Genomic DNA, 16,485 nt, shown 5'->3' on the forward strand with positions numbered 1-16,485 from the left:
GCCCAGGCAGCCGGGGTCAGCCGATGTGCGCGAACACGAAGGAGAACTCGGCCGGTCCGGCGTGGAGTTGGTACTGGGGCAGCACGCCCGGGCCGCAGGACTGCGAGCCGATGCCGTGCTGGCCGTGGTCGAGGTTGACCCAGACCCCCGCGGCGGAGCCGCTGCCGGACGCGGTACCCGGGGTGAGGTCGGTGCGGTGAGCGGCCGCGTCCAGCTGTTCGCTGGTCCAGCGGCGTGCCGTGAACCAGAACTCCGGGTCTCCCTCGATCCGCAGGCCGCCGAGCTCCGCCCAACGGACGTCCGCACGGGCGCCGTTCTCCTGCGGGCGGAGGTACGGGGTCTGCAGGTCGTCCACCGTGGACTGCCAACGGCCCACCATCGAGGCGGCCTTGGTGTCCGGATACGCCTCGCCCGGGCCGCCGCCGAACCACCGCACACGGTCGGCCGCCGGCAGGCCGAAGCGGACGCCGAGCCGGGGCAGCGGCACCGTCCAGTCGCCGTCCGGGGTCACGGAGACGGTGAGCCCGAGGCGGCTGCCGTCCGTGGTCCAGCGGTAGACGGTCACCAGCCCGAACTCCCACGCGGCGGGCGCCACCCGGGTGCGCACGGTCAACGCGTCGCCGGTCGGCTCCACCGCGTCCACGAGGTGCCGCATGCGGTGCAGACCGAACTTCCGCCACAGCGTGCCGTAGCGGATGTCGCTCTGCCAGGCGGCGCCGTCGTCGTTGTCGGTCGTTGCCCGCCACACGTCCAGCCGCAGTCCGGTCACCGCCACAGGGCCGATGCTCCGCAGCGCGCCGCTGCGCGCGTCGAAGGCGGCCGGGCCGAGAGTGATCAGCCCGTCGCCGGACACCACCGGTCCGGCGGAGGCGGCGAAGGAGGGCGACTGCCGCCCCGAGACGGGGAACTGACCCCAGGCCACGACATGCCCCTGCGGTCCCCAGCCGGTGTCCGCAGCCAGCACCGCCCGCACCGTCCACTGCGTCTCGCCGCTGCCGGTGGCCACCGGGGGCTCCGGCAGCTTCACCTCCGCCGACTCACCGGCCGCCAGGGCCGGCACGGCCAGTCGGCCCGACTCCACGGTCTCGCCGCCGACCTGGTACGACCACTCGAAGGCCAGCGCGGACAGATCGGCGAAGTCCTGCTTGTTGGTGACCCGGACGGCGGTGCCGTCGCCCTCGAACCGGACCGGCTCGATCACCTTCTTGTACTCGACCAGGCCGGGGGAGGGCCGCCGGTCGGGGAAGACCAGTCCGTCGCAGACGAAGTTCCCGTCGTGCAGCTCCTCGCCGAAGTCGCCGCCGTAGGCGTAGCCGTAGCGGTCGTCCTTGATGCCGTGGTCGATCCACTCCCAGATGAAGCCGCCCTGGATCCGCTCGTACGACTCGAAGACCCTCTGGTAGTCGGCCAGGCCGCCGGGGCCGTTGCCCATGGCGTGTGCGTACTCGCACTGGATGAAGGGGAGTCGGCGACGCTTGTGAGTGCCGCCGTCCAGGCCCCGGCCGATCCGCTCGACCTCGGCGTGGTCGGCGTACATCCGTGAGTAGACGTCCGTGTCACGGCAGTCGATGTCGCCCTCGTAGTGCACCAGGCGGCCGGAGTCCCGGCCGTGGATCCACTCGGCCATCTCGGTCAGGCCCCGGCCGGTGCCGGCCTCGTTGCCGAGCGACCAGATCACCACTGACGGGTGGTTCTTGTCGCGCTCGACCATCCGGGCCGCCCGGTCGAGCAGGGCCGGGGTCCAGCGGTCGTCGTCGACCGGGTTGTCCCGCCAGGCCTGCTCGGTGAAGCCGTGGGTCTCCAGGTCGCACTCGTCGATCACCCACAGGCCGTACTCGTCGCACAGGTCCAGGAAGTCCGGGTGCGGCGGGTAGTGGGAGGTGCGGACCGCGTTGATGTTGTGCCGCTTCATCAGCAGCACGTCCTCGCGCATGGTCTCCAGGTCGAGGGCGCGGCCCCGCTCGGGGTGCCACTCGTGCCGGTTGACGCCCTTGAAGAGGACGGGCGTGCCGTTGACCTTGATCAGCCCGTCGGCCAGTGCCACCGTCCGGAACCCGATCCGCAGCGGCACCCGCTCGCCCTCGGTGGCCAGCACCCCGTCGTACAGCTTCGGGGTCTCCGCCGTCCACGCCTCGACCGGGACCGTCACCGGCTCTCCGGTCGCGACGTCGATGTCCAGGGCGGCCACGGACACCCGCCCGTCGACATCGGAGTCGACGCGCAGGGTGCCCTCGCCCGTGAGGTGGTCGTAGGAGGCGTGGACGAAGAAGTCCAGGACGCTGCCCGCCGGGCGGTGCAGCAGGGTCACGTCACGGAAGATGCCGGGCAGCCACCACTGGTCCTGGTCCTCCAGATAGGAACCGGCCGACCACTGGTGGACGCGGACGGCGAGTACGTTGCCGGCCGGCCTCAGCAGGTGGCCGACCGCGAACTCGTGCGGCAGCCGGGAGCCCTTGAACTCGCCGATGTCCGTGCCGTTCAGCCAGACCCGGGCGCAGGACTCGACCCCGTCGAAGCGGAGGACCGCCCCGCCGTCGGTCAGGTCCCAGCCCTCGGGCAGGTCGAAGACACGGAGGTGGTCGCCGGTGGGGTTCTCGGTCGGGACCCTCGGCGGGTCGACCGGGAACGGGTAGAGGTGGTTCGTGTAGATCGGTGCGCCATGGCCCTGGAGCACCCAGTGACCCGGGACCGAGACCTCCGCCCAGCCGCCGGCGTCGAACCCGGGCTCGGCGAACGCGTCGTCCTCGGCGTCAGCCGTGGGCGACAGCCGGAAGCGCCAACTGCCGTTCAGTGAGAGCGACTCGGCGTCCGAGTGCGGGTACCGGGCGCGGGGCGGCAGGGCGCCCGAGCCCGGGGAGACGTCCTCGACGTAGTCGGTGGCGGAGGTACGGAAAGACATCGGTCTCCAGGTCGTCGGAAGAGTGTCAGCCCTTGATGCCGGTCTGCGCGATCCCCTGCACCAGCCAGCGCTGGAGGAAGAGGAAGACGAACACCAGGGGCAGGATGGAGATGGCGGTGGCCATGAAGATCGTGTGGAAGACGACCGTCTGGTTGGTCATGTACGACGAGAGCACGACCTGGACGGTCCACGCCCCCGGGTCCTGACCGATGACCAGTGGCCACAGGAAGGCGTTCCAGGCGCTGATGAAGGTGATGGTGGCGATGGCCGCGAAGAAGTTCAGCGAGTTGGGTACGACGACGCGCCAGTACGCGCCCCAGTAGCCGAGCCCGTCCACGCGTGCCGCCTCCTCCAGCTCCTTCGGGAACCCCAGGAAGTACTGCCGGAACAGGAAGCAGGTGAAACCACTGAAAAGGCCCGGGATGATCAGGCCGCGGTAGGTGTCCACCCACCCGAGCGAGGAGACCAGCACGAAGCTGGGTACGAAGGTCACCGAGGTCGGGACCATCAGGGTGCCCAGGACGACGTAGAAGATCTTGTTGGCGTGCCGGTAGGGGATGCGGGCCAGGGCGTAGCCGGCCAGGGAGCACACCAGCAGGATGCCGGCGGTCATGGAGACGCCGACCACCAGCGAGTTCCACATCGACCGGGCGAAGTCCACCTGCGGGTCGTCGAAGAGTTCCCTGACGTTGCCCCACTGGAGGTGCGTGGGGAAGAACTCCCAGTGCTCTCCGGTGATCTGGGGGTCCGTGGAGAGGGCGTTGCGGAGCAGGATGTAGAACGGGACCAGGAAGAGGAGGGTGGCGACACCGGTGGCGATGTAGAGGCCGGTGCTGCCCATCACTCCACCGCCGCGCCGGCCGGAGCGGCGGCCCTTCGTGGGCGTGGTCTTGTGCGTGTCGGGCGTGGTGGTGGTCACTTGGCCTCCTCCCCCCTTCCGAAGCCCATGATCTTGCCCTGGAACAGGGTGACGATGATGATCAGCACGGTCAGGATGACCGCCCCCGCGCTGCCGGCGCCGTAGTCCTGTTCCGTGCCGAGGGCGGTGTAGTAGAGCTCGACCAGCGGAGGCCGGCCCCAGGTGGTCTTGTCGAGCAGGTTGTAGAACTCGTCGAAGGCCTGGTAGGCGGCGATGAGCAGCAGCAGGATCACCGCGGTGGAGGTGGCCCGCAGCTGGGGCAGGGTGATGTACCGGAAGGTCTGCCAGCCCGGCTTGGCGCCGTCGAGGGCGGCGGCCTCGTACAGCTCGCCGGGGATGTTCTGCAGGGCGGCCAGGAACAGGATCATGTAGAAGCCGGACTGCAACCACAGCCGGGCCGTGACGATGACCAGCCAGTACCAGGGCGGGCTGGGAGAGGCCAGCCAGGCGATGTTGTCGATGCCGAACCAGCCGATGACGGTGTTCATCATGCCGAAGCGGACCCCGCTGAAGATGGACATCTTCCAGATCAGGGACGCGGCGACATAGCTGCACGCGGTCGGCAGGAAGAACACCGAGCGGAAGAACGCCCGCATGAACCGTATCCGGTTGACCAGCAGGGCGAGGCCGAGCGACACCGCCCAGGTGATCGGCACGATGAACGCGGCGAACACGGTGAAGGTGCCGAGGGAACCGACGAACTTGGGGTCCGTCAGCATGTACGTGTAGTTGTCGATGCCGATGAACTTGTCCGGCGTGACGGTGAACCGTGCGTCGAAGAAGCTGAGGTAGACACTCCAGCCGATCGGCACGTAGATGAAGATGATCAGCCCGATGAGGAAGGGGCTGGTGAAGAGCCAGAAGTTGAGGGTGCGGCTGCCCCGCAGGCCCCGCCGCGGCCTGACCGACTTGGCCTTCGCCGGGGCGGGGTTCGCGAGGTCGCGCGTCGTGGTCGTCGACATGGTCCGGTCCGCCCGCCCGCCTATCCGAAGAGCTTCTTCAGCTCACGGTTGACGGTCTTGTCGCACTGGTCGAGCGCTTTCTCCGGGTCACCGTCCTTGCGGACGCAGTTGGCCATGACGTCCCACGTCGCCTGGATCATCGCCTGGGTCCAGCCGATGTTGTCGAAGTGCCCGAACTCGTTGAAGAGCTTCACACCCTCCGCGGGCAGGCCGGACTTGAGCTTGGTGGCCGACGCGGCGATCGAGGCGCGCGGCGGGATGTGGAAGCCGTACGAGGTCGCCCAGTCCTCCTGGTACTTCTTCTGGTCGATCCACAGCCACTTGACGTACTCCTTGGCCGCGTCGACGTTGTCGCCCTTGGCGTTGACGAACATCGACCAGCCGCCGTTGTAGACGGACTGCTTGCCGGAGTCGACGGTCTTCGGGAAGGGGAAGATCCCGAGGTCGTCGCCGAGGGCCTTCTGGAACTGCGGCATCGCCCACATACCGCAGAACTGGATGGCGCACAGGCCCTGGCTGAGCGAGGAGGGGTCCCAGTAGTCGGTCGGGGCGCCCAGGAGCAGATCGCCGCTGGTGAACAGCTTGCGCATCTTCTTCAGGCCCTCGACGACGCCGTCGGTGTGGTAGGCGATCTGGTTCTTGTCGTCGAGGGTGTCGGCGCCCGCGGACCAGATCAGGGGACTGACGACCGCGTGCAGGTCGTTGCCCACGTACAGGCCCTTGACCTTGCCGGTGGTGAGCTTGGCGGCGGCCTCGATCAGCTCGTCGAGGGTCTCCGGGACCTTGACGCCGGCCTTCTCGAAGAGCGAGGGCCGGTAGAAGAAGAACTGCGGGTCGTCGATCATCCGGACGCCGTATATCTTCCCGTCCACCGTGTGCGACTTGATGTCGGCCGGGTTGAAGTCGTCCTTGACCGGGTCGATGAGGTCGCTCAGGTCGGCGACCTGCCCGCTCTTGACCATCTGGATCTGCGGGTGGAACTCGAACAGGTCGGGGGCGCTCTTGGTGAGCAGGGTCGCGAACAGCTTGCTCTCGTAGTCGGCACTGGTGATCCACTGCGTGGTCACGTCGGCGTCCTTGTAGGCGGCGGCGTACTTCTTGACGGCCTGCTCCGTCCCCGCCTCGCCGTAGGCGTGGAACATCTGGGTGAGCTGCGTGCCCGACCCCGACCCCCCGCCCCGCCCGTTGTTGCCGCCGCAGGCGGCCAGTGTGCCGGCGGCGGCCATGCCCGCGGCCGCCCGGAAGAGAGACCGGCGGGACCAGTTGTTGTTGCTGAGTGCCGACATGCTGACGTCCTTGTCTGTCGAGTGCGGCTGCGGCTCTACGGCCGTGGGGAACCTCGGAAGCCAGATGGCTGAAATTGCGCTGCGGTGCGGGACGTTAACCTTCGGCTAATACTTCAGCAAGAGGTTGGACGAAGTCTGCGCGAAACGTTGCACCCGGTTCGGAATCACGAACGGGAGTCAATGCAGGGTGAGTTGAGGGCCGCCGTGTCAGGAGGTGGCCGGCGGCCCTCGGTTCGTGCGGAGCGGTGCGGTTACTGCCTGGTCCAGGCCTCGTTGGCGCCGCTGTTGCAGCTGTAGAGGATCACCCTGCTGCCGTCGGCGGTGGCCTGTCCGGTCACGTCCAGGCACTTGCCGGACGCCTCGCTGAGGAGCTGGCCGTTGGCGTTCAGCAGCCAGCGCCGGCTCGCGTCGCCGGTGGGGGCGGCGCTGGTCGTCAGACCCGAACCCGTAGCCGTCAGATAGCCGTTCGCGCTCTTCAGGGTGCCCTGCGCGTCGTACGACCAGGACTGGCCGTCGGCGCCCGTGCAGGTGGCGAGGGCGGCCCCGGAGGCATCCGCCGTCAGGCACTTGCCGGACTGCCTGCCCACCAGGGCGCCGGTCACGGCCGAACTGCGGTGGCCCTTCTGGTCGAAGACGTACGTCGTGACGGAGCGGGCGGCGAGGGTGGCGGACACCGTCCCCGAACTCACCGTCGGCTTCGCGACGTCGGCCCAGTCCTCGGTGGCCGAGGTCCGCACCGCCTCCCTGGCCCGTACCGGTGCCTGGCCGTTGAAGTGCAGACTCAGCGGGGTGTCCGTGGTGTTCTGGTTGTTGACCACCACGACCCACGTGCCGTCCCGGTCGTACGCCGACACCTCGACCCCGTCGGGCGCCCCGGTCACGTTGTGCGCGACCGAGCCCGGCCTGACGAACTTGCTGTACTGGCCGAGGGCGTAGTACCGCTTCGTGAAGTACAGCGTCTGGTTGCCGTTCGTCGCGTAGTCCGGGTCGTAGTAGATCAGGCCGTCGTTCCAGCCCTCGTCGCTCCTGGTGTACGGGTCGCTGCCGTACCCGCTGGCGAGCGCCACCCACCACTGGAAGGCCGAGTCGTGGGAGCTCGCGAAGTCCTTGTAGATGATCCGGGACATCAGCAGGGCGTTGTCGATGGTCGGGTCGTACTCCTGGTTCCAGCCCGTCGAGCCCTTGCCGAAGCAGCAGATCTCCGAGGCCCAGGACGCCTTGCCGGCCGTCCTCGCCGTCTCGTAGACATTGCCCAGCTGGCCATCGCTGGGGTTGTTGTACGTGTGGTGGGCCAGCTTGGACACGTACTGCGCGGTGTCCGGCTGGGACAGCCACTGCGGGACCTCGGTGGTGAACTGCACGGTGCTGCTGGACTCGTCGGCGATGATGCCCGTCTTCTGGTGCCGGGCCCGCTGCTCGGCGCCCAACGCCCGGACGATGTCGTCGCGTTGGTCGACGGTGACCTGCATGCCCTCCTGGCCGCACGAGGCGAAGTCGTTGTCCGGCTCGTTGAAGGGGCTGATGTAGTCCAGGCGTACGCCCTGGCGGGCGAAGTGGTCGGTGACGTCGGCCACGTACTTGGCGTAGTCGGTCTCGTTCCCCGTCTTCAACTGGCCTCCGCAGCTCTGGCCGTTGGTGGTCCACTGGGCAGGCGCGCTGTTGACGAAGCCGATCAGGTCCTCGACGCCGTACTTCGCGGCGTACTCGAGGAAGGTCTGACCCCCCTTGTCCCGGCTCCAGTCGTACGAGCCGTCGGGGCCGACGAAGTCCTCGGCGGCCCGGGCCGGGGTGGTGACCGCCACCCCGCCGCCGCCGATGTTGTACCGGTAGGAGCTGAGGTCCAGGCCCTGCTTCGAGAACAGCAGTTTCGCCACCCTGGCCTGGACCTTGGGGTCGAAGTGCTGGAGGTCGTTGACCCACCAGGCACCCGAGGCGCCGATGTCGTCGATGGTCTGGGCGGCGTGCGGGGAGACCTCCGCCGGTGTCGTCCCGGCAGCGCCGGTGGTGCCGGCGGCGTCGGCGGCGTTCGCGTGCGGGGAGCTGATCAGGCCCCCTGTCACGGTCAGTACGGCCGCCGCCGTGGCTGCGGCGAGGACCGATCTCTTCGTGCGCGTCGTGCGAGTCAAAACGGCATCCCTTCCGTCGTCACGAAGGTGGTGCGGTACGGCTCCTTACGGGGGTGGTGCGTCTGGGGGTCCGCCGGCCCACCGACTGCAGGGCGCCCTCCAGCGCGAACGTGGCCGCGCCGAGGCACACCGGGTCGGTGGGGACGGGGGAGAGGACGATCTCGGTGGCGGCGAACGGCCGCCTCAGCGCGTGCCGCCGGACGGCCTCCCGCACCTCGTCGAGCAGCGGTGTGCCCAGCTTCTTGGCGACCCAGCTGCTCAGTACGACCACCTCGGGATTGAACAGGTTCACCAGGTCCGAGATGCCCGCGCCCAGGTAACGGGCCGTGTCGCGGACGACCTTGACGGCCACCGGGTCGCCCGCGGCGACCCCGCGGGCCAGGGCGTCGACGGTGGCCGTCTGGTCCTCGGGGTGCAACAGCGTGCTGCGCGGACTGAGTTCGCGCAGGTTGAGCATGATGCCGGGCGCGCCGACGTACGTCTCGACACAGCCGTGGTTGCCGCAGTGGCACAGCCGCCCGTCCAGCACGAGGGTGGTGTGCCCCCACTCCCCGGCGCTGTTGCTCACCCCCCGGTACAGCCCGCCGGCCAGGACCAGACCGGCGCCCACCCCGGTCCCGAGGTTCACCACCACGGCGTCCTCGTGTCCGCGCGCGGCTCCGAACCACAGTTCGGCCACCGCGCTCGCCCGCAGCGGGTTGTCCAGGTACAGCGGGTAGGCGATGTGCTCGGACAGCAGATCCAGCAACGGCACGTCGTGCCAGTCCCAGTTGGGCGCGTACTCGGCGATCCCGGTGCCCCGGTCGACCTGTCCCGGCACGCTCACCCCGACGCCCAGCACCCGCGCGCCCTCGACCCCGGCCTGGGCGACCACCGAGCCGACGGCGGTGGCGACATGGCCGACCACCTGCTCGGGCCGGTGCTCGCCCGGGCGCATCTCCTCCACGGCGCGGGCCAGCACGTTCAGGCCCAGGTCGAACAGCTCGACCCGGACGTAGGTCTCCGCCATGTCGACGCCGATCAGCGCGCCGCCCGCCGCGTTGACGGCCATCAGGCCCCGGGGACGGCCCCCGGCGGAGTCCTCGAAACCGACCTCGATGATCAACCGCAGGTCGAGCAGCTCGCCGACGAGCGTGGCGACGGTGGCGACGCTCAGTCCGGTGGCGGCGGCCAGTGTCTGCCGGGAGGTGGGGGACTGGGCGATGATCTGGCGCAGCACCTCGTAGCGGTTCGCGGTGCGGATGTCACGCGATGTGCGCTTCACGCGGCTGCCCCTCCCATCCCGTCACGACCGGGCCCGGTCGGACGACGGCACCTGGCGCGGCGCAAGGCTATGGGCTTCGCCGGACTTTCGACAAGGGGTTAGGAAAGGGACCGTAGAAACTCGCGATGCCGTGGCCCCGAGATCGGGCCGCACCGCGGACACCGCCTGGCGTGTTCCAACACGTCGAAACGGCCCGCCAGTTGCTACTGACGGACCGTCACGAGGTCACTCAAGGCGTCTTGTTCCACTCGGCGATCACAGGCCACCCGTGCTCCATGGACAACCGGCTGACCGTGCCGGTCGCCAGCTGGAACAGCCGGCCCTCGGCGGGCGGCAACCCCAGGCGGCGGGCGGTGAGCACCCGCAGGAAGTGGGCGTGGGCCACGAGGACCACGTCGCCGTCGTCGCCCGCGAGGGCCTTGTCCACCGTGGCGAGCACCCGGTCGGCCCGGGCCCCGATCTCCTTGGGCGACTCGCCGGGGTGGCCCGCCGGGCCCGGGGGCACGCCGTCGGACCACAGGTACCAGTCGGGGCGGGAGCGGTGGATCTCCACCGTGGTGATGCCCTCGTAGCCGCCGTAGTCCCATTCGTGCAGGTCGGGGTCGGGTACGACCCCGGTGAGGCCGGCCAGCTCGGCCGTGCGTATCGCGCGGTTCAGCGGGCTGGCCAGTACCAGTGCGTAGGTCCGGCCGGTGAGCAGCGGGGCGAGGGACTTGGCCTGTTCCTCGCCGTGCTCGGTCAGGGGCAGGTCGGTCCAGCTGGTGTGCTGTCCCGACAGGCTCCACTCCGTCTCACCGTGGCGGACCAGAAGGAGGTCCCCCACCGTCGGTCACTCCTTCGCGGACTCGACCGCGTGGCCGCCGAACTGGTTGCGCAGGGCCGCGATCATCTTCATCTGCGGGGAGTCGTCCTGGCGGGACGCGAACCGCGCGAACAGGGAGGCGGTGATCGCCGGCAGCGGCACCGCGTTGTCGATGGCCGCCTCGACGGTCCAGCGGCCCTCGCCGGAGTCCTGCGCGAAGCCCTTCAGCTTGTCCAGGTGCTCGTCGTCGTCCAGGGCGTTGACCGCGAGGTCGAGCAGCCACGAGCGGATGACGGTGCCGTCCTGCCAGGAGCGGAAGACCTCGCGGACGTTGTCCACCGACTTGACCTTCTCCAGGAGCTCCCAGCCCTCGGCGTAGGCCTGCATCATGGCGTACTCGATGCCGTTGTGGACCATCTTGGAGAAGTGCCCGGCGCCGACCCGGCCCGCGTGCACATAGCCGTACGGGCCCTCCGGCTTGAGCGCCTCGAAGATTGGCTTGAGCCGGTCGACATGCTCCTTGTTGCCGCCGACCATCAGGGCGTAACCGTTCTGCAGACCCCACACACCGCCGGAGACACCGGCGTCGACGAAGCCGATGCCCTTGATGCCGAGTTCGGCGGCGTGCTTCTCGTCGTCCGACCAGCGGGAGTTGCCGCCGTCGACCACCGTGTCGCCCTCGGACAGCAGGTCCTTGAGCTCGTCGACGACGCCCTGGGTGGCCGTGCCGGCCGGGACCATCACCCAGATCGTGCGCGGGGCGTCGAGCTTCTCGACCAGTTCCGCAAGGCTCTTGACGTCGGAGACGTCCGGGTTGCGGTCGTAGCCGATGACGGTGTGGCCCGCGCGGCGGATCCGCTCGCGCATGTTGCCGCCCATCTTGCCGAGACCGATCAGTCCGAGCTGCATGTCAGTTCACTTCCTAAGCGTGCGGTACGTGGAGACGAGAGCGGAGGTGGACGGGTCGAGGCCGGGCACCTCGGCGCCTTCGGTCAGGGCGGGCTCGATGCGCTTGGCGAGGACCTTGCCGAGCTCCACGCCCCACTGGTCGAAGGAGTCGATGTTCCAGACGGCGCCCTGGACGAACACCTTGTGCTCGTACAGCGCGATCAGCTGGCCGAGCACGGACGGGGTCAGTTCACGGGCCAGGATCGTCGTGGTCGGGTGGTTGCCCTGGAAGGTGCGGTGCGCGACCTGCTCCTTTGCGACGCCCTCCGCACGGACCTCCTCGGTCGTCTTGCCGAAGGCCAGCGCCTGGGTCTGGGCGAAGAAGTTCGCCATCAACAGGTCGTGCTGCGCCTTGAGTTCACCGCTCAGCTCGGCGACCGGCTCGGCGAAGCCGATGAAGTCCGCCGGGATCAGCTTGGTGCCCTGGTGGATCAACTGGTAGTAGGCGTGCTGGCCGTTGGTGCCGGGCGTGCCCCACACCACGGGACCCGTCTGCCAGTCCACCGGACGGCCGTCCCGGTCCACCGACTTGCCGTTGGACTCCATGTCCAGCTGCTGCAGGTAGGCCGTGAACTTCGAGAGGTAGTGGCTGTACGGCAGTACCGCGTGCGACTGGGCGTCGTGGAAGTTGCCGTACCAGATGCCCAGCAGGCCGAGCAGCAGAGGCGCGTTGGCCTCGGCGGGCGCGGTGCGGAAGTGCTCGTCGACCAGGTGGAAGCCGTCGAGCATCTCGCGGAAGCGGTCCGGGCCGATGGCGATCATCAGCGAGAGGCCGATGGCGGAGTCGTAGGAGTAGCGGCCGCCGACCCAGTCCCAGAACTCGAACATGTTGTCCGGGTCGATACCGAAGTCCGTGACCTTCTCGCCGTTCGTGGAGAGGGCGACGAAGTGCTTCGCCACCGCCTTGTCGTCGCCGTCCAGGCCGTCGAGCAGCCACGTGCGGGCCGAGGTGGCGTTGGTGATCGTCTCGATCGTCGTGAACGTCTTCGAGGCGACGATGAACAGGGTCTCCGCCGGGTCCAGGTCGCGGGTCGCCTCGTGCAGGTCGGCGCCGTCCACGTTGGAGACGAAACGGAACGTCAACTCCCGTGCCGTGAAGGCCCGCAGGGCCTCGTAGGCCATCGCGGGGCCCAGGTCGGAGCCGCCGATGCCGATGTTGACGACGTTCCTGATGCGCTTGCCGGTGTGGCCGGTCCACTCGCCCGAGCGGACCCGCTCGGCGAAGCCGCCCATCTTGTCCAGGACCGCGTGCACGGCCGGCACCACGTTCTCGCCGTCCACCTCGACCACCGCGTCGCGCGGGGCGCGCAGCGCGGTGTGCAGGACCGCCCGCCGCTCGGTGATGTTGATCTTCTCGCCGCGGAACATCGCGTCCCGCAGCCCGAACACGTCGGTGGCGGTGGCCAGTTCCTGGAGCAGGGCGAGGGTCTCGTCCGTGATCAGGTGCTTGCTGTAGTCGATGTACAGGTCGCCGACCCGTACGACGTACCGCTCGGCGCGAGCCGGGTCCGTCGCGAACAGCTCACGCAGGACCGGCTGTCCCTGGGCGCGGTGGTCCTCCAGGGCGGCCCACTCGGGCCGCCGGGTGAGCCGGGGGGTGTCAGACATCGGAAGCGGTCTCCTTGGTGCCCTCGCCCCGGAGAGCGATGGCGTACATCTCGTCGGCGTCGAGGCGGCGCAGCTCCTCGGCGATCAGTTCTGAGGTGGCGCGGACCTTCAGCGCGAGGGTGCGCGGCGGCTGGCCCGGCAGGGTCAGGGTGGCCAGCGGCCCCTCGGGACGGTCGATGACGATCTCGCCGGTCGCGGTGCCGAGCCGTACCTTCGTGACGACCGGGCCGGGGGAGACCACGCGGTCCACCTTGACGCCCAGGCGGGCCTCCAGCCAGCGGGCGAGGAGTTCGGCGCTGGGGTTGTCCGCCTCGGCCTCGACGGCCGCCGAGGTCACGGCGACCCGGGCCTGGTCGAGGGCGGCGGCCAGCATGGACCGCCACAGGGTGAGCCGGGTCCAGGCGAGATCGGTGTCGCCGGGCGCGTAGTTGCGGCCGCGGGCCTCCAGGACCTCCATCGGCCGCTCGACGGCGTACAGGTCGGTGATCCGGCGCTGGGCGAGGGCGCCGAGCGGGTCCTTGGACGGGGTGTCCGGGGCCTCCACCGGCCACCACACGACGACCGGGGCGTCCGGCAGCAGCAGCGGCAGGACCACCGAGTCGGCGTGGTCGGAGACATCGCCGTACGTCCGCAGTACCACCGTCTCCCCGGTGCCGGCCTCGGAGCCGACGCGGACCTCCGCGTCCAGGCGGGAGGTGGTGCGGTCGCGCAGAGTGCGGGCGTGCCGCTTGATGACGACCAGGGTGCGCGAGGGGTGCTCGTGCGAGGCCTCCTCGGCGGCCTTGATCGAGTCGTAGGCGTTCTCCTCGTCCGTGACGATCACCATCGTCAGGACCATGCCCACCGCAGGGGTTCCGATGGCGCGGCGACCCTGCACCAGCGCCTTGTTGATCTTGCTTGCCGTGGTGTCGGTCAGGTCGATCTTCATGGCCTGCGCCAGCTCCGTCCGTCTCGTGCGAGCATCTCGTCGGCTTCCTTGGGTCCCCAGCTGCCCGACTCGTACTGCGCGGGCTTGCCATGCTTCGCCCAGTACGTCTCGATCGGGTCGAGGATCTTCCAGGACTCTTCCACTTCCTGGTGACGGGGGAACAAATTGGCGTCACCGAGCAGCACATCCAGGATGAGCCGCTCGTACGCCTCGGGGCTGGACTCCGTGAACGACTCGCCGTACGCGAAGTCCATCGTCACGTCCCGGATCTCCATGGACGTGCCCGGCACCTTGGAGCCGAACCGGACGGTCATGCCCTCGTCGGGCTGGACGCGGATGACGATCGCGTTCGCGCCGAGTTCCTCGGTGGCCGTCGAGTCGAAGGGGGAGTGCGGGGCCCGCTGGAAGACCACCGCGATCTCGGTGACGCGGCGGCCGAGCCGCTTGCCGGTGCGCAGGTAGAAGGGGACGCCCGCCCAGCGGCGGTTGTCGATCTCGACCTTGACCGCGGCGTAGGTGTCGGTCTTCGACTTGCGGTCGATACCGTCCTCCTGGAGGTAGCCGATCACCTTCTCGCCGCCCTGCCAGGCCTCGGCGTACTGGCCGCGCACGGTGTGCTTGCCCAGGTCCTCCGGCAGCCGTACCGACTTCAGGACCTTCAGCTTCTCGGTGAGCAGCGCGTCCGCGTCGAACGCGATCGGCTCCTCCATGGCGGTCAGCGCCATCAGCTGGAGCAGGTGGTTCTGGATGACGTCACGGGCCGACCCGATGCCGTCGTAGTACCCCGCCCGGCCGCCGATGCCGATGTCCTCGGCCATGGTGATCTGCACGTGGTCGACGTAACTGCGGTTCCAGATCGGCTCGTACATCTGGTTGGCGAAGCGCAGCGCCAGGATGTTCTGGACGGTCTCCTTGCCCAGGTAGTGGTCGATCCGGAACACCTGGTCCGGGTCGAACACGTCGTGCACGACCCGGTTGAGGTCCTGCGCCGACGCCAGGTCGTGGCCGAACGGCTTCTCGATGACCGCCCGCCGCCAGGACCCGGCCGGCGGGGTGGCCAGGCCGACCTTCTTCAGCTGCTGCACGACCTTCGGGAAGAACTTGGGCGGCACGGAGAGGTAGAAGGCGAAGTTGCCGCCGGTGCCCCGGGAGCCGTCCAGCTCGTCGACCGCGGCCTTCAGCTGCTTGAACGCGGTGTCGTCGTCGAAGTCGCCGGGGATGAAGCGCATGCCCTCGGCGAGCTGCTGCCAGACCTCCTCGCGGAACGGGGTCCGGGCGTGCTCGCGCACCGCGTCGTGGACGACCTGGGCGAAGTCCTGGTCCTCCCAGTCCCGGCGGGCGAAGCCGACGAGCGAGAAGCCCGGCGGCAGCAGACCCCGGTTGGCCAGGTCGTAGACGGCCGGCATCAGCTTCTTGCGGGACAGGTCACCGGTCACACCGAAGATGACCAGGCCGGACGGCCCGGCGACCATCGGCAGCCGCCGGTCGCGTGCGTCCCGCAACGGGTTGTCCCAGTCGGCTGCGGGCACCACCGGCACCCGCACCTCCTTGGCGGTCTCGCTCATTACGCGTCAACTCCCTTGCTGTTCAAGGACTTCGTGACGGCGTCCAGCAGCTCCTGCCAGGCCACCTCGAACTTGGCGACGCCCTCGTCCTCCAGCTTGCCCACGACCTCGTCGTAGGAGACGCCGAGCCGCTCGACAGCCGCCAGGTCGGCGCGGGCCTGGGCGTAGCCGCCGGTCACCGTGTCACCGCGGACGTCGCCGTGGTCGGCGGTGGCGTCGAGCGTCGCCTCCGGCATGGTGTTGACCGTGCCAGGCGCGACCAGCTCGTCGACGTAGAGAGTGTCCTTGTACGACGGGTCCTTCACGCCGGTGGAGGCCCACAGCGGGCGCTGCCTGTTGGCCCTGGCGCCGGCCAGCGCGGTCCAGCGACCGCCGCCGAAGACCTCCTCGTACGCCTCGTAGGCGAGCCGCGCGTTGGCCAGCGCCGCACGGCCCCTGAGGGCGAGCGCCTCGTCGGTGCCGAGGACCGTCAGCCGCTTGTCGATCTCGGCGTCGACGCGGGAGACGAAGAAGGAGGCCACCGAGTGGATCGTGGCGAGGTCCAGGCCCTTGGCGGCGGCCCGCTCCAGGCCGGCCAGGTAGGCGTCCATGACCTCGCGGTAGCGCTCCAGGGAGAAGATCAGCGTGACGTTGACGCTGATGCCGAGGCCGATGACCTCGGTGATCGCCGGCAGACCGGCCTTGGTCGCCGGGATCTTGATCATGACGTTGGGGCGGTCGACCAGCCAGGCGAGCTGCTTGGCCTCGGCGACCGTGGCCGTGGTGTCGTGGGCCAGCCGGGGGTCGACCTCGATGGAGACCCTGCCGTCCCGGCCGTCCGTCGCGTCGTACACCGGGCGCAGGACGTCCGCGGCGGCGCGCACGTCCTGCGTGGTCATCATGCGGACGGCCTCGTCGACCGTGACACCCCGCACGGCGAGGTCGGCCAGCTGCTCCTCGTACCCCTCACCCGAGCCGATGGCGGCCTGGAAGATCGAGGGGTTGGTGGTGACGCCGACGACGTTCTTCGTCGCGACGAGCTCGGCCAGGTTGCCGGTGCTGATCCGCTTGCGCGACAGGTCGTCCAGCCAGATCGAGACGCCCTCGTCGGACAGGTTCTTCAGTGCTCCCGCGGTGGCGGTTGCTTCGGTCACAGTGATCATCTTCCTCTACCGGAACTCTTCTGGCTCTTCTGGTGC

Annotated in this window: 12 protein-coding genes; all 12 read right to left on the reverse strand. The window is 69.4% G+C overall.

All coding sequences use genetic code 11. The annotated features are described in order from the left end of the window. Positions 1-16 precede the first annotated feature (16 nt). The 12 genes from AB0D59_RS32520 to tal all read right to left on the reverse strand — a co-directional run bounded on the left by AB0D59_RS32520 (position 17) and on the right by tal (position 16,449). Positions 17-2,899 (reverse strand): glycoside hydrolase family 2 TIM barrel-domain containing protein, encoded by a 2,883-nt coding sequence (locus AB0D59_RS32520; RefSeq protein ID WP_362573122.1) that lies wholly within the window; start codon positions 2,897-2,899, stop codon positions 17-19. Positions 2,900-2,924: 25 nt separating this feature from the next. Continuing rightward, a complete protein-coding gene (locus tag AB0D59_RS32525) occupies positions 2,925-3,740 on the reverse strand; it encodes a carbohydrate ABC transporter permease (protein WP_362573451.1) in 816 nt (271 codons plus the stop codon). A 74-nt stretch (positions 3,741-3,814) separates the two neighbouring features. After that, positions 3,815-4,780, reverse strand: a complete 966-nt coding sequence (locus AB0D59_RS32530; protein WP_362573125.1) for a sugar ABC transporter permease — start codon at positions 4,778-4,780, stop codon at positions 3,815-3,817. Between the two features lie 20 nt (positions 4,781-4,800). Then, positions 4,801-6,066: a sugar ABC transporter substrate-binding protein gene (locus tag AB0D59_RS32535; RefSeq protein WP_362573128.1), complete on the reverse strand. Its 1,266-nt coding sequence runs from the start codon at positions 6,064-6,066 to the stop codon at positions 4,801-4,803. 251 nt (positions 6,067-6,317) lie between these two features. Further along, a complete protein-coding gene (locus tag AB0D59_RS32540) occupies positions 6,318-8,192 on the reverse strand; it encodes a glycoside hydrolase (protein ID WP_362573132.1) in 1,875 nt (624 codons plus the stop codon). Positions 8,193-8,211: 19 nt separating this feature from the next. Further along, positions 8,212-9,456, reverse strand: coding sequence for an ROK family protein (locus AB0D59_RS32545; RefSeq protein WP_362573134.1), 1,245 nt, complete (start codon positions 9,454-9,456; stop codon positions 8,212-8,214). A gap of 229 nt (positions 9,457-9,685) precedes the next feature. After that, on the reverse strand, positions 9,686-10,279 hold the full coding sequence (locus tag AB0D59_RS32550) for a histidine phosphatase family protein (RefSeq protein ID WP_362573137.1): 594 nt from the start codon (positions 10,277-10,279) through the stop codon (positions 9,686-9,688). A gap of 6 nt (positions 10,280-10,285) precedes the next feature. Beyond that, positions 10,286-11,167 (reverse strand): phosphogluconate dehydrogenase (NAD(+)-dependent, decarboxylating), encoded by an 882-nt coding sequence (gene gnd / locus AB0D59_RS32555; protein WP_362573140.1) that lies wholly within the window; start codon positions 11,165-11,167, stop codon positions 10,286-10,288. A 6-nt stretch (positions 11,168-11,173) separates the two neighbouring features. Then, positions 11,174-12,814, reverse strand: a complete 1,641-nt coding sequence (pgi, locus tag AB0D59_RS32560; RefSeq protein ID WP_362573143.1) for a glucose-6-phosphate isomerase — start codon at positions 12,812-12,814, stop codon at positions 11,174-11,176. Continuing rightward, the gene (opcA, locus tag AB0D59_RS32565) at positions 12,807-13,742 is read right to left on the reverse strand and encodes a glucose-6-phosphate dehydrogenase assembly protein OpcA (RefSeq protein WP_362573145.1); all 936 of its coding nucleotides are present in this window, start codon (positions 13,740-13,742) and stop codon (positions 12,807-12,809) included. The genes pgi and opcA overlap by 8 nt, the downstream gene beginning before the upstream one ends. Further along, complete coding sequence (gene zwf / locus AB0D59_RS32570; RefSeq protein ID WP_362573148.1) at positions 13,739-15,307, reverse strand: glucose-6-phosphate dehydrogenase; 1,569 nt, start codon at positions 15,305-15,307, stop codon at positions 13,739-13,741. Before zwf ends, opcA begins: the two co-directional genes overlap by 4 nt. After that, complete coding sequence (gene tal / locus AB0D59_RS32575) at positions 15,307-16,449, reverse strand: transaldolase (RefSeq protein WP_362573150.1); 1,143 nt, start codon at positions 16,447-16,449, stop codon at positions 15,307-15,309. Before tal ends, zwf begins: the two co-directional genes overlap by 1 nt. Positions 16,450-16,485: the final 36 nt, after the last annotated feature.

It is taken from the genome of Streptomyces sp. NPDC048417 (genome assembly GCF_040651615.1).
Taxonomy (GTDB): domain Bacteria; phylum Actinomycetota; class Actinomycetes; order Streptomycetales; family Streptomycetaceae; genus Streptomyces.